This window comes from Photobacterium sp. DNB23_23_1 (assembly GCF_052873815.1).
In genome coordinates, this window is sequence record NZ_JBNNXT010000017.1 from 26,834 (window position 1) to 45,523 (window position 18,690).

Genomic DNA, 18,690 nt, shown 5'->3' on the forward strand with positions numbered 1-18,690 from the left:
GATCAAATATTTATGTAGGTTGGTATACAGAGAAAGGGCACTGAGGTGCTCTTTTTTATTTGTATAATAACTTGATTAGCGTTTGAACTAGCTTTTGAAGATCGCTTGAGTAGATGGTATAACTTCGGAAAAGCTCGAACCCGGCGTTAACGACTTCATTTTTGTTATGAAGTCTAAGCGGATCTTGGTGTACTGGTAGCGCGTTTTACACACGAGCCATTCAGAACGATCTGGATGTACTTCGGTATTGATACATTGCCCCTCCACTGTGCTGTCGTCCCTTAGCTCAAGTAATACGTCGTAATGGGCGTCACAAGCTTGCTCTAAATGATTTTGCAGCATGAAGTCGATGGGTTGGTAACGATTTGTCATAACGCGGTCTCTGTATTAGGGGCTGCGTTGTTGTTTTGGCCCCAAGTTGAGTGAAGATTCCATAGCCACCTAATAAAAGCGTAGTCAATAATGAGAATCTCGCTTAAAACTGAAACAGCTTGAAATAGTTTTACTCGTAGATGTTATTGAGGGTAGAGGCCACTGCCAAGTTGCAAGTGGCCTCTGGGGGAACAGTTACACGGCGATGCTTGCAGGCTGAAGGTATTGTTGCCATGCATCATGGTAAAGAGACTTCGAAGTGGCTCTTAGCTTTTTGATTTGCGCTGCTTCAAATTCACTTTGTGGGCGGCTCTGGCTAAGTGCTGCTCGCTCAATGTGCTGAATTTGTTCGTAAATCTTGTGCTCTTCACCGTTTTTAACGTCCGAAATTGCATTTAGGTGCAACTGAACTTCGGCAATTAGCTCGGAATCAGGCAGTTGAACCAGTAATTTCAAGTCACGGTAACCAGAATCGGTCGGGGTTTTAAATCGGTTTTTAACTGACACGATTGTCGCTTCTTTGCTAATTAGCTCAAAAGCATCAACCAAACCATGGATATCATTAGCAACCAGTGAAGCCCGGGCCAAATCGGTAATCTTGCTTGCATCCCCCTTGAGCTCAGTGGCAATTTTCTTCTCTGCCCGTTCTCTTGATTTGACATCCGGCAACACGATGTTGGTGTTGGTCATCAAGCCCACTTCGTTCATCAGGGTTGCTAGCTCCTGCTGGGCTGAGGGGGCGATGTTGTATAAATCCTCGAAATTTGTGTATGGCTGTTGAATATCAGCCGCGCGCCAGCTATCAATGCTATAAAGTCCGCTCAGGCTTTTTTGGAACGACTTTTTGCTGGCTTCAGAATGCTTAGGTGTTACCTCGTAGTCTTGTCCAGAGTAGACTGCCATCAATGGTGCTGCCATCGCTGACCCACGGGTCAGGAAAAACAGAACAAAACACGTTCGAAGTACAGATTTAAAATGCATCAAACAACTCCTTTGCTGCCCGATCAAATCAGGCATCATACGTAATAGTGTGTAACTCAGCGGGCAGAGCCTGCTTAGAAAAAGTGACGTATTTATTTGAGTTGCTAGCTACTCTATGCTTTCTAGATTATCAAAGTTATCTGAACGCTGGATGAATTGGGAAAGTGCATTGATGGGAGTTAACAGACCGCTGACAGAGAGTGACGCAATTGATTGAAATCAAAGGGGAGCCAGCGGCTCCCCTTTACAAACATTTTGTTAACTTGCCAGTGCAAGAGGCTCTGGCTGCAAGTATTGATGCCAAGCTTGTTGGTATAATTGTTGAGATTCCTGTCTTAGTACTTTGATTTTTGCCACCTCGATATCATTCAACAGCCGTTGTTCTTGGCTGGCTTTGCGCTCTATGTGCTGAATAGTTTCGTAGATGTCGTGCTCCGGACCACTTTTGATCTCTGCAATAGTATTTAAGTGAAGTTGTACTTCGGCAATTAAACCTGTTTGAGGAAGCTGTACCAGCAGTTTCAAATCCCGGTAGCCAGAAGAGGCCGGTTGTTTGAATCGATTTTTGGTTTCAACAATGGTGCTTTCGCGACTCAGTTGGTTAAAGGCATCAACGAGTGATGAGATGCTATTGGCAACAAGCGTGCCACGGGCAAGGTCTGTCAGCATCTCTGGTTGCCCCTTGAGTTCGGTAACAACCTTCTGCTCTGCGCGTTCTCGAGATTTTACACCAGGAATAATTGGTTGTGCCTCAGTATGTAGGCTGACTTGGGTTAGCATTTGCTCCAATTCTCGCTGGGCTGCTTCAGCATGCTGGTACAGTTTATCGAATTCGTTATATGGCTGGCATAGTGCTTCTTGTCGGAAGCTAGGTATTGAAAATAAACCGCTAAGAGAGCGTTGGAAGTTATCCTTGGTGTCTTGTGTTGGGGATGGAAGTTTAAATTCCGAATCAGCAAATTGTGGTACTGCGGCATTGGCAACAGGGCCACGTCCGAAAACACATAACAGAACAAAACACGTTCTGAACAAAGACTTCGCGATCATTGGATCTCCTTGGTATCACCACTTCAACGTCAAGCGGCATACATAAGATATCTGGGCGAAGGCTGGGTTTTCAATATGAACCTAGTCGAAAAGCTGATAGCAAATTATCATCCTGTGACGTGCTTCCCAATCAGTATATTTACAATGTGATCTAGCCCATAAATAGGAATTTCCCCTTTAAGAGAGCTGGTGCGGTAAAATGAGCTCGTTGCCATGTTCGGTTGCTTTCTGAGCAATGATTGCCTTGCTGAGCTTTGAATATTTACTGTTTTTTGCGATTTGTATTCACGAGGGGATATACGTAGATCGGAAGGGAAATGCTAGAATGCGCAGATGATGTTAATTCAGAGATAAAAGATGCAACAAGATTTACTGATTATCTTTGCGGCTGTTTGGCTCGCAATGGCTGCGGCTAGCTATATGTTGTTCCAGAGAGGTACAGATGTCGCTAGAAAGCGCAAGTTGTGGCCGACTTACAACATTGCAAGCAATGTCGTAATAGGTGCTGTGATTGTCTATGTGCAACCCCCACTACCTATGATGCTTGGGTTATTGGCTTTTATGGTGCCGTTGACGTGGTTGACGATACGCTCAACCAAGTTTTGTGACGGTTGTGGTAGCCCCTCACGTTCGCCATTTTTTATGAAACCACCCGAGAAATGTTCTCATTGTCAGAAAAAACTGTAGGCGCAGAGTGGATTTTTTCTTACGCACAGGCTTTTTCAGTCAATGGTGTAGCGTCAAATTGAATACCTTGCCAACCATATTTCATGAAATGGCGAATGTTTTGATGATCAGTCGCGTCAGGGTGTTGCAGAACATCGATGCGGTAATAGTCACCAAAGCAAGCAAGGGTTTCAGCTTCTGAAAGTTGATTGAGTTTGGCAAAGGCGAATATCCGGCAGGAACCTTCATTGGTAGCTGCTTTGTTGAAAAGGGTGTCGTTTCCTAAACCGTTAGTAAAAGCGGTTGGCTGATAACGATAATACTGCTCGATGATTGCCATTACTTCAGCAAACGAGACGTTGTCAGGTTGTGATTTTAGTTTAGTGAGTAGTGCTTCCATGGCAAATTTCCTTTTAAAGTGGGGCGAAAGATGTCAATTTCGCCCCAGATAACTGATCGCAACGGGGTGGTTTAGCGGTTAGCTGACTTTTTTGCTTGCTGTTTTAGTTCAAAGTCTAACTCGTCAGGGAACACCACAAGACCATCCTCATCCTGGTTAGGGAAAATAACCACGGCAAGCTCATCGTCTTCCATGCCATGTGTCCAACGGCTATGCCATTTATTGAGTGAAATAGCTTCTGCTTTGCACTCTTCCCACTCACCGGTAGCCCAAGATTCAGCAAACTCTTTGTTTGGCCATACTGGTACACAGTCCTCGTCATCAGTATTGAGCATGACGCAACCATGTTCATCCGTCAGAATCCATATTTCGCGGTTGGTAACCACTTCTTTCACCAAGTATTTATAACGCTTCTCGGCATCATAACCTTGAATCTGCTCAATTTGGCTTGGCTCTAATGGCGTGGACATTTTTATTTTCCTGTTACACATAGTAGTAGCGTCATAGCATAGAGGAAAATTAGACTTTAGTCATGAAAATAGCCTTACCCGCAACGGGTAAGGCTATTAAATAGCAGTATTTTTGAGTGCGAGGGTTATCGTAGGGTATATGGAACACGAACGGTAAGCTGAAAGTCAGGAGCATCCGCGGTCAAGCCCGCGCTGACACCAACGTTCAATGTGGTTTCTGGGTTTATCGCGTAGTTAGCACCCATAGATATCGAATCAAGTTGGAGCAGCTTTGAATCAGATGGCGTAGAACCATTTATCTTGGACTTCAATATAGTTCTATGGCTGAGACCTAAGCTGAATGAAAACTTAGGGTTAACAGCGAAACCCATACCTGCGCTAATGCCAATAGTGTCACCTAAGTCGATTTTACTTTTGGTTGAACTCCCATCGAGCTCAGTAGTTACATCATCTTCTATATTCCAGATGTAACTAAGGTTGGCGTAAATAACGGCAGGATCCATTGGCATGATCATCGTCAAGCTTGGTTCTATACTCGGAAAGCCTGAACCTGTGGGGAGTTCTTCTAAGCCAAATTCAGTCGAAGCCGGGACATCATAGGGGGATGTACCTGTCGTTGTTTTGAATCTGAGCCCTGCAATCCAATAAGGCGCTGTTTCCATGTTAATTTGATATTTGAATGCAGCTTCTATATCACCGATATCACTGCCATCAAAAGTTGTAGTGGTCGCGCCTTCCGCTGGAGTGTTCGTATCTCTCTTCGATACTGAATCATAACGGTAAACCCAAGGGATCCGCGCTTCAACTTCTAGTCGATTGGTAATACCATAACGACCGGTCAAGCCGAAGGTCAGCGTTGTTCTATCCGTGTCGCTAGCTTCAATTAAGCCAACAATAAGGGAAGGAAGCACGGTATAGCCGACGACTGACACCCTGTTAGATGAGTTTTGTGTAAAAGAAAAACTGGTATCAAGAACAAATGAACCCTTGGGGGTGAGCACTCCTGGTAAGTCGGGATCAAGGAGATCGCCAAAGGTCTGCACTCGCTTCGGCTTTGTATTGGGTTCTGTAGAATTTGTAGCTTGCTCTGTTTCTGCTGCGACAGTTCCTGAAATCAAAGCAAGAAGCGCGATACAGCTTTTGTTATTGAAAATACTCACGAATTCCTCACTTAATACTCTTAGCTTACCCAAAAAATATGTTGTGGTTTCTGCTTATATATATGCAATAAAAAAAGCATATTGCTAGATAAGAAAATAATAGTAGACGTGAGAATTATATGGTAATTAAGAATCTTATTATTGGTCTTATTTATGAGAATGCATCCATATCATCTCTTATCTCAGACAATAGGAAGGTGTACTTTATATGAGAGATGATTCCAAAGTTTAAGAAATAATACCAATGTTTATTATGTGATGAACTATTCCAATAATTGAAAAAATGAGAATTGATTTCATATTTTATACGTTGAAAACGCTAAGAATTAAAAGGGAAAGTTCATAATGAAAAGCACAAAAAATTATTAAAAATAATACAGGAACTTTTTTGGTCAGCACTATAGTTAAGTTATCTCGCAAACACGGCGAGTGATTATAAGAAAATAACTACTAAATATATTTGGAGTATGACCATGCGTAAAACACATATCGCACTTTTAGTAGCAGTTGTTAGCTCTCCGCTTGCGCTAGCGAATGATTACCAACAACCTTACAACCCTTATTACCCATCATATGATGACGGTAATGATAAAACAATTACCGACTCATACAATGATGACATTGATAAGACCCTTACCCTCGATGTAGATAAAGAGTATAGCGTTGACCATAAATATTACTCTGATGACGATACTCTGAAAATGAAAAACGTCAATAATACCTACAAGAAAGAGTGGACAGACAATAGCCTGAATGACTACAGCACGGAAATTGATATTAAAGAGCTACATACTTACCACGTAGCGAAATCCGAGCTTCATGGTTATGTTACCTACTCTGAAGTTGAGTACGGTGGTAGTGATTGTTGTGGTGGTAAAGGTGGTTACGGTTATGGACCAAGCCAGGCGTCAACACTGACTGTAAATCATACTAATGACATGAGCGGTGCTTTCGTAGGCGCATCAGGTATCAATATTGCGGGCCAAAATGCGGGTAATAACTCTTTGGTTCAGCAGAGTGCTAGCACCAATGCGGTATTGGCTGGTAATTAATACATAACTGAGAGCTGCTTTGCAGCTCTCAGGAGGATGTCATGAAATATTTAACACTGATGGTGGTCGCATTTATATCTTATAGTGCAGCAGCTGCTGAAGAGTTGGATATTCTAGCAAATTCTGAACAGTTATCTGAAGAATTTATGACTCATTCTCGAGGTGGAGAATATGAGCTCGAAACTGATACACTTCAGGCTAGTTCAGAAATGTATGGCGATGTTACAGGTAATAGTGCGTATAACAATACAACAGGGAATAACATACTTGATGGCGGCGCATTAAGTAATTCATCTGGCGTGTATAATATCGTACAAAACACCGGTAGTAATGTATTAATTCAGAATGCAACCGTGATAAACCTGACATTGAAGTAATTGTTAGTCTATCTATGCTGACATTTAGGTGTCAGCAACCAATAAACAATAAAATATTATTGGTTTCGCAGGGCGTAACAATCAAAGCTTCTGGTTTAAGGTTACAAAGAATAATTATGTGAGATTAATTTTCTCAAATGGATTTGAATAAAACTATTACAAATTTGGAGTATTATCATGCGTAAAACTAAAATTATGCTTTTAGCAGCACTAGTCGCATCACCAATGGCCTTCGCGGATGGCGGATATGGCGGCGGATATGGCGGTGGGTACGGTGGCGGCTACGACGACTACGATGACGTTACTATCGAAGGTAGCTTCAACGACGTAGTTACACTTGATGCCGACTTGAACTATAAAAAAACCTATACTGACAATTATTATGCTGAGACAGATGATGATAAGTTGATCATGAAAAACGTTGGTAATACCCATGAGGTTGTCCTAGAAAACAACTCTGAAAATGACTGGTCAATCAAAGAAACGGGTCATTATGAGCTAGATGAGTTGCTTGCAGAATCAACCATCGACGGTGCGGTAATGGGTAACACAGTAACTTATGGTGGTGCATGCTGTAAGGGCCAGAATGCAACACATGTGGTAGTTGACCATGCTAACACCTTATACGGTGGTTACCAGCAGGCTTCTGGTATCAACATTGCAGGTCAAAACGTGGGTAACAACTCAATGGTACAACAAACTACAAGCACAAACGCAGCGCTTGTTGGCTCAGGTGGAGCTAGCCTACCTGGCGGTGGTGGCTCATACTAAGATTTAAGGGCCGAAAGGCCCTTTCTTGCTTTATTTAATTTAAAGTATTGTAATTTTTAGAGTTTGATAGGCGTTAGTGTATGAAAAAGTCAATTGTCATGCTTATCAGCGTATTAGCATCATCAAGCATCCAAGCATTAGATTATTTCCCCAGCCGGGGAGGATTTAATGTGGAAGTAAAAAGTTATCAGGAGCAGCTATTTGGTGATGTTTTTAGGCAGCAATATGATTTTAGCTGTGGCTCTGCGGCGGTAGCATCATTGCTGACTTATCATTACGATATCGAATCTCAAGAAAACACCATATTCGAATTTATGTTCGAGCATGGAGATAAAGATCAAATAGAAAAGCAGGGTTTTTCGATGTTAGACATGAAATCCTACCTTGAATCTGTTGGTCTTGATGCTAATGGCTATAATATACCTCTAGAAAAATTTCATGATTTACGTATTCCGGCAATTACTATCGTTAACTTTGATGGATACATGCACTTCGTTGTGATCAAGGGAATGAATGAAAAGAATGTAATTTTGGGTGACCCATCTAGAGGGACATTGCTCATTCCTATTGCTGATTTTAAACAAGTCTACAAGGGAACAGTTTTGCTGGTGAAAAATAGAGTCGAGCAGGGTCGGGGAAGTTTTATCACCGCAGATAATTATAATATATATAACCCATCTCCCGTGTCAGAGGCTGTTGTAAGAGACTCACTATCAACGTTTAGTATTACTCTGCCTGGTAGTAATGATTATTAGAGGCTAGTATGAAAAGGTTAACACGGTTAATTGTTGCGTCGGCAATAGGAGGTTCTGCTCTTATTACCCATGCATCTATTGGTTTCCTTACTATTGATGATTTAGGTTTGACCACGTTGTCTGATGAAGAAATGTCTTCGCTACGAGGTGGTTTTGTCTCGGTCAACGATAATATTATCAACATTGGTCTGTCTGTTACGACAGAGATTAATGGTGAAACGGTATTAAGTACCCATGTAGCTGATTTCACTATTAGTAATGGTATCTTGACGAGTCATGATGGTGCCCGGACCTATGATTATGATGACCCCTTAAAGGTTATTAGTGTGGGTGATAATAATATTGCTAATCTTGGTTCTACCAAAGACGTCATTGGTACTGTTGTACAAAATTCTGCGGATAATACTGCGATTAAAACTGAGACGGTACTGGATATCGAAGCCGATATCGCTGGCTTCAATAGGCAGAACCTATTTAATAGTCGCTTGGAGAACTCAATTTTGCATAACGGATACTAAACCGTCTGCACTAAAAATTTGATGTTTGGTACTTTTTTGTCATTAAAAGCATTGTTTTCTTAACAATGCTTTTTTTTATTTCTTGTCACACAGTCGTTTTTGATAAAAAGTTCAATTTTTTTCTTATCATTTTAGCTTTTATAACCTATTGATATGTTTAGCAATTAGTGTATGTTTCCTACGAATGAAATTCACTTGGTGCAATTTCTTATATTTGAAACGCATCACAACACAAAAATGTCACCTATATTTTTATTACAAACACAATAAATATAAGTTGATAGAAGGTGACTTCGATGGTGACTCAAAGTCAAAATAAATCAATAGATGGTCGTTTAGTAGCACTTGGATGTAACTACGAACCATGGATTGCGCTTTTAGAACAATCTGGATGGAAAACCCACTGTTGTTATGATCTACGTACGGTTGATTCAATCTTGGAAGAATACAGCCCATGTATATGTGTTGTTGATTTAAGTAATAATGATTTTAGCTTAAATAGTATTTCACTGAGGGCAAATAAAACTAAGCAAGTTAAATGGATAGCCATCATTAAAAAGGATCAGCTTAAAACGGATGCTATCTGCCAGTTTATTAATAACTTCTGTGTTGATTATTTCACAGTGCCAATTCCAAGTAGCCACATGTTGAGCACGATTGGACACCAACTTGGTATGCTTGAGATTGAGGCAAGTTCATGGGTGGAGATCACTTCGCAGCATGATATGGGGTTGTATGGTGAGTCAAAATCAATCAAGCAACTACGTGATATGGTGCGACGTGTTGCCATGACAGAAGTGAACGTTTTCCTTACTGGGGAAAATGGAACAGGTAAAGAATTGATTGCAAAGTCTATCCACAATCTTTCCAAGCGAAAAAATACCCCGTTTATTGCGCTAAACTGCGCAGCTTTGAGTCAGGATGACGATAACATGGCCTTGCTTGATGGCAGCTATCGTCAGGAAGACGGCACACCGTTTAATGGCACACTCATGCTGGATAATGTTGATGAATTATCCAAGGAGTTACAAGAAGCCCTTCTCATGTATCTGCAAGCACCTAGCTGTGAGAGTTTGGAAGGTGAAGTCTCTGGGGATGTGCGTATCATTGCTTCCACCAGTGCCGATTTAGAAGCCGAGGTAACGAACGGGCAATTTAGTAAAGAGTTATTCTATCGCCTGAATGTCTTCCATATTAAAGTCCCAACATTGCGTGAGCGTGGTTCTGACATCTTCTTACTTGCTGAAACCTTCTTGACCAAATTTGCGCGTGAATATAGCACTATGGCGTCATCGTTCTCTGAAGACTCTAAGCAGCTACTATTACGATATAGCTGGCCAGGTAACGTGCGAGAGCTCATTAATCAGGTAAAACGTGCGGCCTTGCTTGCTGAGGGCAATGAAGTGAAAGCTGAACACTTTGACCTACCAAGTAAGTCAAACCTCAAACAAAGCCTTCGTAACATTAAGGACGAGGCAGAAAAAGATGTGTTGGTTGCAGTCCTTGAGACTCATCGTGGACAAGTTGCTTCAGCAGCAAAAGACCTTGGTGTTTCAAGAGCGACAATGTACCGATTGCTTAATAAGCATAATATTGTGCCAGATGTTCGCCATTATAATAATGGATATGCAAGAGAGTGACTCTTAGATGCTCTTTGAAGAAGGCCCCGAAAGGGGCCTTTTTCATTTAAGCCCTAACCGTTTTGCCAAGCGGTGGAGATTACCCGCATCCAGATCGAGCTCTCTGGCGGTTGCTGCCCAGTTTTGATTGTTCCGCTGGTAACAATCTTCAATAAATTGGTATTGGAAGCGGGTAGTCGCATCTTTAAGCCCAATATTGGTATCGATCGATATTGGGCCTTGTATTTTGTCATGGTGTGAAGATACCCCTTCTGAAAGTGTTTCCTTCGAAAGTTCTTGCGGAGTATGTATGAGTTCGAAGTGCTGAGGTTGCAGCTCTATGAAGTCTAAGTGGGTTGATTCCGCTCTAGCTACAACAGAAGCACGATTGATTGCATGCTCAAGCTCTCGGACATTACCTGGCCACCTATAGGCAGAGATTTGCGCAACAGCCTCACTACTTAGTCGCATCGACTTGATCCCCAGTTTGCCTTTACAGCGTTCAATGAAGAAACCGGCTAGCAAAATAATGTCATTTCCCCGTTCCCTCAAAGGCGGTGCCATGATAGGAAAGACACTCAAACGGTGGTACAGATCTGCTCTGAACTTGCCTTCTTTGACTTCTTCATGAAGTTGGCGGTTCGTTGCCGCCACAATGCGGGTGTTTACTTTCAATACACTATCATCACCGACCCGTTGTAAGTCGCCATATTGTAATACCCGCAGCAGCTTTGCCTGGAGGGATAGGGGTAACTCACCAACTTCATCAAGAAACAGAGTGCCGCCATCGGCCATTTCGAACTTGCCTTTTCGGTCACTGATTGCGCCGGTAAAAGCCCCTTTAACGTGCCCGAATAACTCACTTTCGGCAACTGACTCAGGCAGTGCGGCGCAATTAAGGTAGATCAATGGTTGCTGACTTCTGTGGGACAATTGATGTAATGAAGCGGCGATCAGCTCTTTACCCACCCCAGTCTCACCGGAGATCAATACAGAAAGCTCTGTTGCGGCGACGGCTTGAATATGGCTTCTCAGCTCATCCATCACTTTCGATTTACCTATCATCTCTACCTTTCCTGACTGGGCTGATTTTCCTGCTTGGATTGCGGCCTGTCCGTGAGATTCTGGCATGGTGAAAGCTTGGCTTTCTAACTGCTCCATCAACAAGGCGGTATGTAAACTTGCAGCAGCAAGGGCGCTGATAATGCGTAACTCTTCATCACTAAACAAGTCGAACTGGTGAGGATCAAACCCATCGATGGTCAATGCTCCGATCAAGGTTTCATCTGCAATCAGGGGTAAGCCGATACAGGCATGCACATGTAGGTTGCCTTGATGGCTCGGAATCAGACCGTCATACGGGTCGGGCAGATCACTGTCATGGGGAAAACGGACGATATCTCCTGCTCTGGCAATGGCCTCAAGGCGAGGATGGTCGTTGATATCGAATTGCCGGCCCAGTACTTCTTCATACAGGCCATTGATCGCAAGCGGGGAGAAATGTTGTTCGCGAAAAGCAAGCAGGGCCGATGAATCGCACCCAAAAAGGGATTTGATGACAGTGAGTAGGCGATCAAATCGGTCTTGGCTAGAAATGCCCTGAGTCAGATCCAAAGCGAGTTGGGTTAATTCTTTCGGTGTATTAAGCATTGTCGCCTCTTTGACGAACTGTGATGTTGTCATTATGACATGATACTGTCTATTTGACAGTGATTATTAATTGTCATAATGACAGTTTTGCTTGTTGTTGAAAATAAATTCATTATTTATCAACATGATAAAAAGTTGGCACGGCCAGTGCATTACCTTAGTCAGATTGAGGGCGTCATGTAGCGCCCATAGCATTGAGTAAGGTATCAAGATGACAATTCACGTTAAAAACAACATTCACTGGGTAGGCCAACGCGACTGGGAAGTGCAGGACTTCCATGGCACAGAATACAAGATGACCAAAGGTACCAGTTATAACAGCTATCTTATCCGTGAAGAAAAAACTGTTCTCATTGATACTGTCGACCACCGATTTAGCCATCAGTTTATTCAAAATCTAGAGATGGAAGTCAATCTAGAAGATATTGACTATATTGTCATTAACCATGCAGAAGAAGATCACTCCGGTGCTCTTTCTGATTTGATGGCACGCATTCCTAATACGCCAATCTACTGTACTGAAAATGCCGTTGACTCTATCGTTGGCCACCATCATCACCCGGAATGGAATTTCCAAGTTGTTAAGACTGGCGATTCGTTGGACATTGGTAATGGGAAGCAACTGATCTTCATTGAAGCGCCTATGCTGCACTGGCCGGATAGCATGATGACTTACCTAACTGGTGATGCAGTATTATTTAGTAACGATGCATTCGGTCAGCATTATTGCGATGAGCGTTTGTTTAACGATGAAGTGGATCAAAATGAACTGATGGATCAGTGTCTGCGCTATTACTCCAATATTCTTACTCCGTTTAGCGGATTAGTAACGGCAAAAATTCACGAAGTGCTGAGCTTTAATGTTCCAGTGGACATGATTGCGACCTCGCACGGCATCGTATGGCGTGATAACCCAACTCAAATTATTCATCAGTACCTAGAGTGGGCGGATAACTACCAAGAAGATCGCATCACTATTTTCTACGACACTATGTCGAATAATACGCGAATGATGGCCGATGCGATTGCTCAAGGTATTCACGATGTAGATCCGAGCGTGGCAGTGAAGGTTTTCAATGTCTCTCGCCAAGATAAGAATGATATTTTGGCCAGCGTATTCCGCTCTAAAGGGATCTTGGTGGGTTCGTCGACCATGAATAATGTCATGATGCCTAAAGTCGCAGGCATGCTGGAAGAAATCACAGGGCTTCGCTTTAAGAATAAAAAAGCGGGAGCATTTGGTAGCTATGGCTGGAATGGTGGTGCGGTTGACCGAATTCATTCACGCTTGACCGATGCTGGTTTTGAAACAACCCTTGGCCTGAAAGCAAAATGGAAGCCAGACGGCAAAATGATGCTTAAATGCCGTGAACATGGTCGCATGATTGCCAAACAATGGACACTGAAGGCTTTGCCTTTAGCAGAAGCTTCTGCACCAGTTTCTAATCTGCAAGTGTCTAAGCAAAGTACTGTTGAATGTTTTGATGCTGCGCCAGTTCAGAATGCAGAGCCAAGCGTAGCAAGTCAGCCAACCATAGGCTCAGTAGCTACCAGTGAGGCTCTGTCACCAACAGATACCCAGAAAATGCTTTGTACGGTGTGTAATTGGGTTTATGACCCCGCCATTGGTGAAGTGAACCAAGGGATCGACATCGGTACTTGCTGGTCAGATGTACCCGAGAGCTTTTTATGCCCTGAATGCGGTCTTGGCAAAGACGTGTTTGAACCGGTGAAAGGGGCATAAATAATGATTAAACCACTGGTGATCATAGGTAGCGGCTTTGCCGCTTACCAATTGGTAAAAGCTATTCGCCGCCAGGATAAGGCTTTGCCTATCCATGTGTTTACGTCAGATGAAGGGCATGACTATAACAAGCCGGATTTGAGTCATGCATGTTCAAAAAAGCAAACAGCGAGTGATCTGATCCGGATGCGTAGCTCAGATTTTTCTGCAGAATACCAAGTGGAACTGCATACCCACTGTTTTGTTGAAGTAATTGATACCGTGCAAAAGTGCATCGTGGCAAATGGACTGCAATACGATTATGACAAACTTGTTCTCGCGACAGGTGCTCGTGCGTTCATTCCCCCTATGCGCGGTGACGGTGTAGATAGTGTATTGACGCTCAACAGTTTATCTGAATATACCGACGCCCAGAATGTATTGCAGCAAGCCAAACATATCGCGGTTATCGGGGGGGGATTGATTGGTACTGAGCTGGCGATGGACTTTGCTAGCAGTGGTAAAACTGTGTCGGTGATTGATCCTTGCCAAATATTGATGGCTAATCAGTTACCCGAGTATATTGCTTTGAAGCTCGAACGAGTCATGGCCTCGCAACGAACAACGTTCTTTCTATCTGACAAGGTTGAGAAACTGTCAAAGACCCTACATGGCCCCATGGAGGTAGAACTGAGCTCAGGAAAGCGGATAGAGGTCGATGCAGTGGTCTCTGCGGCAGGACTTAAACCCAATATTCAGCTGGCAGCCAGCGCGGGTATTAAGGTCGGAAAAGGAATTGTTGTAAACGATCAGCTAGCTACATCTGCGCCTGATGTGTTTGCGATAGGCGACTGTGCAGAGATAAATGGCAAGGTGCTGGCGTATCTGCAACCTGCATTATTAGGTGCCAATGCGCTTGCCAAAACAATATTGGGACAGCCTACACCGTTGGTATTACCCGTTATGATGGTGAAAGTAAAAACACCTGATTTTCCAATTCAACTTGCAGGTCAAACTGTACTTCCAGATATCAACGAAGAGCTAAATTGGCAAATAGATGTCAATAAGCTGGGAAGCACGGTGCGGGCCCGCAATGAGCAAGGGCAGTTAACGGGTTATGTCGTTACTCAGCAGCACCTTCCTAACGGATTCCCATTGTTGAAAGAATTAAACAGTTAAACATCAATTAATCGATTCAGAATTGAATTGGAGGTTACCATGAGCCATCAACGTATTCCTGCACATTGGACAGTACAGCGTTCAACGCCTTTCTTTACCAAGGAAACCGTGCCGGCAGCACTGCTCAGTCACCATAATACGGCCGCAGGTGTATTTGGTCAGCTGTGTGTAATGGAAGGGAGGGTCACTTATTATGGCTTTGCCAACAGTGAAGCGACTGAGCCAGAGGTCAAGGTTGTCATCAATGCTGGGCAATTCGCAACAAGCCCACCGCAATACTGGCACCGTATCGAAATGAGTGATGATGCTCAGTTCAATATCAATTTCTGGTCAGATGTGAATAAAAAAGGGCAGGCCCTTTTCCATAGTAAAGACTTAGAATGATCATTAGATAATACAGCCCGGTCACTGCCGGGCTCCATTTCTGTAATTGGTCACCACAAGGTTAGAACATGATTTGGACCTATTGACTAAGCTATTTAGATAAAGCCAACGAGTTAGAGCCTATAATGAAACAACAGTTGAAAGTGGTGATCACTGGTGGTCCGGGAGGTGGGAAAACGACGGCCTTGGATCTTTTCCGTCGGGAGCTCGGCAAACAAATTGCTGTTGTTCCTGAAGCTGCCACGGTGCTTTTTTCTGGCGGGATAACACGATCAGAAGATGAACTAGTACTTAAAATGATCCAGAAAACAATTTTCCAATTGCAGAAAAACTTGGAAGATATCAATAAAGCACACTTTCCAGATAGGTTACTAGTGTGCGATCGGGGATCACTTGATGGCTTAGCTTATTGGCCGGGAACGGAAAGTGATTTTTTCAAGGAGGTTAACTCGACCTTCGAAGAGGAAATCGCCCGCTATGATGCGGTTATCTTTTTTGAATCTGCGGGTGCCACGGGGCACGATATCAGCAGCAATAATCCGGTGAGAAGTGAGTCTTCTGAAAAAGCTGCTCAGCTTGATATTGCCTTACAAAAGATATGGTCTCGGCATCCAAATTTCTATTTCGTTGGCAGCTCGGAGTCATTTGTCAGGAAAATCATGTTTGGAATAATGACCATAGAGAATGTGATAAACAGGTATCAGCGTGGCTAAACTTATCGTTGTGCTACTTCGCAGGGCTCAAATAGGCTAAGATGCACGCCAATATTTTTGCTAGAGCTTTTATTACCCAATGACTACTGCCAAAACGCCAGCCAGCTTTGCTGAACTTGCCCTCATCCAACCTTTGTTAGCTCGATTAACAGAGCTGGAGTACCAACAGCCTACACCGATTCAAACGCAAGTTATTCCAAGTGTGTTAGCAGGCCGTGACTTGATTGCAGGTGCCAATACGGGGTCGGGTAAAACGGCGGCGTTTGCACTGCCAATGTTGCAGGATCTCTTTACGCAAAAAAACAGAGAGAACCCAAAGAGCAGCCAAGGTAACTATGTTACTGGGCTGATTTTGGTGCCGACGCGTGAACTGGCTAAGCAGGTGGCTGACAGTGTTAAGTCATACGCTGTGCATTTTAACGGGGCAGTTAAAACCGTGGCTGTTTTTGGCGGTGTATCGGCAAATACTCAAATGCTTGCGCTACGTGGCGGTACCGATATTTTGGTTGCTACGCCGGGCCGCTTGCTCGATTTAATGTCAAGTAATGCGATTAAGCTCGATAAGGTAAAGACCTTAGTGCTTGATGAAGCCGACCGAATGCTAAGCCTTGGCTTTACAGATGAGCTATCTGAATTGCTGGGAAAATTGCCAAAACAAAAGCAGACACTGCTGTTTTCCGCTACGTTCCCAGAGCAAGTACAGACGTTAACTCAAGAGCTGCTTACTGACCCGATTGAAATACAGCTACAAAGTGATGATGCCAGCACTGTTGTACAGCGTGTTTTTAACGTCAATAAAGGCGAAAAAACAGCAGTATTAGCGCATTTGATCAAACAGCATCAATGGCGACAGGCACTCGTATTCGTCAATGCCAAGAACAGTTGTGAGCACCTAGCCGATAAACTGTATAAGCGTGGGATTGAAGCTGAAGTCTTTCATGGTGACAAAGGGCAGGGCTACCGCACGCGTATACTGGAAGCGTTTAAGTCAGGTGAAATTGATGTCTTAATTGCAACAGATATCGCCGCCCGTGGTTTAGATATCGAAAAGTTGCCGGTAGTGATTAACTTTGATCTACCTAGAAGCCCATCCGACTATATGCACCGGATTGGTCGTAGTGGTCGCGCTGGTGAAGTTGGCTTAGCTTTATCATTGATTGATTATGAAGATTTTCATCACTTCAAAGTTATCGAAAAGAAGAACAAGATCCGCCTTGATCGTGAACAGGTAGAAGGATTTGAACTCGATGAAACCATTACCCAAGAGATGCTAGAAGCCAATAAGCCGATGGCAAAACCGGAAGGTACGGGTAAGAAAAAACGTAAAAAGAAAGGTCTTGGCAATGCTGATGTTTGGTTAAAAAATTCATAACCAAACAAGCAACGATATACCAATAAACATCGTGTCAGTTGATTCTTGCTGACACGGTGCCAATCGCAACCAGTGATTACGCCCAATAAGAAGGTAGAGAAAATGAGTGGAACTCTTCGTGCCAATATTCGCCCTGGATTAGCCGTGAAAATTGTCCTCAAAAAAGATCAGCGCAGCGGAACATTAACTTCCGGTATTGTAAAAGACCTATTGACTAAGTCGCCAAATCATCCTCACGGTATTAAAGTGCGATTAGAAAGTGGTGATGTAGGCCGTGTGAAAGTGATCTGCTAGTTACTAAGGTAGCGATGACTTTTCAAGTGGTGTCTATGAGCTGTCGAAGCGAATTAATACACTCTTTAAGTTAGACTTTAAAAAATTGGAGGGGGTCTCTTTTTGTGGGCTAATAACTTACGAGTGTTTTCAGTTTTTGCTGTGGTTTTATTGCATGTAGCTTCTGATTTTGTTAGTGATATTGACATAATTAACCCTATATATGGTAATCGTAGCTGGTGGGCGGGTAACATATATGCATCGTTAACTATGTGGTGTATACCGCTATTTATCATGATTAGCGGTTATTTCTTACTTAACAAAACAGAATCAAATGCTGTCTTTTTTAGAAAAAGAGTAAGAAAGATTTTTATCCCCTTCGTATTCTGGTCCTTGTTTTATTCTTTGTGGGTTATTTTAAAGTACTTCTTTAAAGGTGATATCTCTACAGCTTATTTTACGGTTGCTAAAGGGTGGGCTCTTGGTGAGCCTTATTATCACCTTTGGTATCTTTTTATGGTGCCTTTCTTGTACTTAGTGACGCCTATCTTAAGGGTAATAATAAGCGCGGTCGAAAAAAATGAACTGCTCGTTTTCATTAGTATCAGCTTTGCATTAGCTATGCTATCGGCTCTTTCAAATGTTGTTCTTTTATATTTTGATTTGAGCGCTAAAGTTAGCCTGTTTACAAATGATTTCTTAAGTTATTTAGGTTATTATTGCCTAGGTGGATACATTGCTAAATATGCCATTAAACCAAAAATAATACGATGCATCATCATGTTTGCAGTTGCTCTATTTACTACCGTTGTTGGTAGTTATTATATAACGTATATTTACTTTTATTCATATTTAAGTGTTAATGTTGTTGTGGCATCGGTGGCATTGTTTTTCATAATTAAAGAGTATTCAAACAATGACTTGAAGCTAAATCGTTTCGCCGAACTTAGCTTAGGCATTTATCTTATTCATCCGCTTTTTATCAAGGCGATATCTACGTTTGGTGAAGAGTGGTTGCTAACGAAAGTAGATGTATATCTATATATACCACTAGCGTCATCTTTAGTTTTCATCTTGTCATATATGACGGCTTCTTGTATGAGTAGAGTGAGGTATTTAAATCGATGTATATAGTACTGAGCCATGACCTAATGGTGATTATGTTAGTGCTAATTCAGAGTTTCCAAATAAGCGAAGCTTACTAACTC

20 protein-coding genes are annotated in these 18,690 nt (G+C 42.7%); 13 read left to right on the forward strand and 7 right to left on the reverse strand.

Annotation, left to right across the window (positions count from 1 at the left end):
• Nucleotides 1–87: 87 nt before the first annotated feature.
• The 6 genes from ACVA53_RS12515 to ACVA53_RS12540 form a co-directional block, all read right to left on the reverse strand.
• Nucleotides 88–372 carry a Rho-binding antiterminator gene (locus tag ACVA53_RS12515; RefSeq protein WP_255043227.1) on the reverse strand — a complete coding sequence of 95 codons (285 nt, stop codon included), beginning with the start codon at nucleotides 370–372 and terminating at the stop codon, nucleotides 88–90.
• A 195-nt stretch (nucleotides 373–567) separates the two neighbouring features.
• Nucleotides 568–1,353, reverse strand: a complete 786-nt coding sequence (locus ACVA53_RS12520; RefSeq protein ID WP_446505286.1) for a RelA/SpoT domain-containing protein — start codon at nucleotides 1,351–1,353, stop codon at nucleotides 568–570.
• A gap of 258 nt (nucleotides 1,354–1,611) precedes the next feature.
• Nucleotides 1,612–2,400 (reverse strand): phosphoribosylglycinamide formyltransferase, encoded by a 789-nt coding sequence (locus tag ACVA53_RS12525; protein ID WP_446505287.1) that lies wholly within the window; start codon nucleotides 2,398–2,400, stop codon nucleotides 1,612–1,614.
• Between the two features lie 706 nt (nucleotides 2,401–3,106).
• Nucleotides 3,107–3,466, reverse strand: coding sequence for a HopJ type III effector protein (locus ACVA53_RS12530; RefSeq protein WP_446505288.1), 360 nt, complete (start codon nucleotides 3,464–3,466; stop codon nucleotides 3,107–3,109).
• A 71-nt stretch (nucleotides 3,467–3,537) separates the two neighbouring features.
• The gene (locus ACVA53_RS12535; protein WP_255043223.1) at nucleotides 3,538–3,936 is read right to left on the reverse strand and encodes a DUF2750 domain-containing protein; all 399 of its coding nucleotides are present in this window, start codon (nucleotides 3,934–3,936) and stop codon (nucleotides 3,538–3,540) included.
• 125 nt (nucleotides 3,937–4,061) lie between these two features.
• Nucleotides 4,062–5,096, reverse strand: coding sequence for a transporter (locus ACVA53_RS12540; RefSeq protein ID WP_255043222.1), 1,035 nt, complete (start codon nucleotides 5,094–5,096; stop codon nucleotides 4,062–4,064).
• A 473-nt stretch (nucleotides 5,097–5,569) separates the two neighbouring features.
• On the opposite strand from ACVA53_RS12540, the gene ACVA53_RS12545 reads away from it, so the two are divergent.
• The 6 genes from ACVA53_RS12545 to ACVA53_RS12570 all read left to right on the forward strand — a co-directional run bounded on the left by ACVA53_RS12545 (nucleotide 5,570) and on the right by ACVA53_RS12570 (nucleotide 10,209).
• A complete protein-coding gene (locus ACVA53_RS12545) occupies nucleotides 5,570–6,148 on the forward strand; it encodes a hypothetical protein (RefSeq protein ID WP_446505289.1) in 579 nt (192 codons plus the stop codon).
• 41 nt (nucleotides 6,149–6,189) lie between these two features.
• Nucleotides 6,190–6,525 (forward strand): carbon storage regulator, encoded by a 336-nt coding sequence (locus ACVA53_RS12550; RefSeq protein WP_255043220.1) that lies wholly within the window; start codon nucleotides 6,190–6,192, stop codon nucleotides 6,523–6,525.
• A gap of 177 nt (nucleotides 6,526–6,702) precedes the next feature.
• On the forward strand, nucleotides 6,703–7,296 hold the full coding sequence (locus tag ACVA53_RS12555; RefSeq protein ID WP_255043219.1) for a hypothetical protein: 594 nt from the start codon (nucleotides 6,703–6,705) through the stop codon (nucleotides 7,294–7,296).
• A gap of 80 nt (nucleotides 7,297–7,376) precedes the next feature.
• The gene (locus ACVA53_RS12560; protein ID WP_255043218.1) at nucleotides 7,377–8,051 is read left to right on the forward strand and encodes a C39 family peptidase; all 675 of its coding nucleotides are present in this window, start codon (nucleotides 7,377–7,379) and stop codon (nucleotides 8,049–8,051) included.
• Nucleotides 8,052–8,059: 8 nt separating this feature from the next.
• Nucleotides 8,060–8,569 (forward strand): hypothetical protein, encoded by a 510-nt coding sequence (locus tag ACVA53_RS12565; RefSeq protein ID WP_255043217.1) that lies wholly within the window; start codon nucleotides 8,060–8,062, stop codon nucleotides 8,567–8,569.
• Between the two features lie 296 nt (nucleotides 8,570–8,865).
• Nucleotides 8,866–10,209: a sigma-54-dependent transcriptional regulator gene (locus ACVA53_RS12570; RefSeq protein ID WP_255043215.1), complete on the forward strand. Its 1,344-nt coding sequence runs from the start codon at nucleotides 8,866–8,868 to the stop codon at nucleotides 10,207–10,209.
• 42 nt (nucleotides 10,210–10,251) lie between these two features.
• Here the strand turns inward: ACVA53_RS12570 and norR are convergent, their stop codons facing one another.
• Entirely contained in the window at nucleotides 10,252–11,838 is a 1,587-nt protein-coding gene (gene norR, locus ACVA53_RS12575; RefSeq protein WP_255043244.1) for a nitric oxide reductase transcriptional regulator NorR, read from the reverse strand.
• A 211-nt stretch (nucleotides 11,839–12,049) separates the two neighbouring features.
• Here norR and norV point away from each other — a divergent pair, with 211 nt between their 5' ends.
• The 7 genes from norV to ACVA53_RS12610 all read left to right on the forward strand — a co-directional run bounded on the left by norV (nucleotide 12,050) and on the right by ACVA53_RS12610 (nucleotide 18,616).
• Nucleotides 12,050–13,582 carry an anaerobic nitric oxide reductase flavorubredoxin gene (gene norV / locus ACVA53_RS12580; protein WP_446505290.1) on the forward strand — a complete coding sequence of 511 codons (1,533 nt, stop codon included), beginning with the start codon at nucleotides 12,050–12,052 and terminating at the stop codon, nucleotides 13,580–13,582.
• Between the two features lie 3 nt (nucleotides 13,583–13,585).
• The gene (gene norW, locus ACVA53_RS12585; protein WP_255043213.1) at nucleotides 13,586–14,740 is read left to right on the forward strand and encodes an NADH:flavorubredoxin reductase NorW; all 1,155 of its coding nucleotides are present in this window, start codon (nucleotides 13,586–13,588) and stop codon (nucleotides 14,738–14,740) included.
• 39 nt (nucleotides 14,741–14,779) lie between these two features.
• Nucleotides 14,780–15,124 carry a DUF1971 domain-containing protein gene (locus tag ACVA53_RS12590; protein WP_255043212.1) on the forward strand — a complete coding sequence of 115 codons (345 nt, stop codon included), beginning with the start codon at nucleotides 14,780–14,782 and terminating at the stop codon, nucleotides 15,122–15,124.
• A 125-nt stretch (nucleotides 15,125–15,249) separates the two neighbouring features.
• Nucleotides 15,250–15,837: an AAA family ATPase gene (locus ACVA53_RS12595; RefSeq protein ID WP_255043211.1), complete on the forward strand. Its 588-nt coding sequence runs from the start codon at nucleotides 15,250–15,252 to the stop codon at nucleotides 15,835–15,837.
• 79 nt (nucleotides 15,838–15,916) lie between these two features.
• The gene (locus tag ACVA53_RS12600; RefSeq protein ID WP_255043210.1) at nucleotides 15,917–17,209 is read left to right on the forward strand and encodes a DEAD/DEAH box helicase; all 1,293 of its coding nucleotides are present in this window, start codon (nucleotides 15,917–15,919) and stop codon (nucleotides 17,207–17,209) included.
• A 102-nt stretch (nucleotides 17,210–17,311) separates the two neighbouring features.
• Complete coding sequence (locus ACVA53_RS12605; protein ID WP_255043209.1) at nucleotides 17,312–17,503, forward strand: YwbE family protein; 192 nt, start codon at nucleotides 17,312–17,314, stop codon at nucleotides 17,501–17,503.
• Nucleotides 17,504–17,605: 102 nt separating this feature from the next.
• Nucleotides 17,606–18,616 carry an acyltransferase gene (locus ACVA53_RS12610; RefSeq protein ID WP_255043208.1) on the forward strand — a complete coding sequence of 337 codons (1,011 nt, stop codon included), beginning with the start codon at nucleotides 17,606–17,608 and terminating at the stop codon, nucleotides 18,614–18,616.
• Nucleotides 18,617–18,690 lie beyond the last annotated feature (74 nt).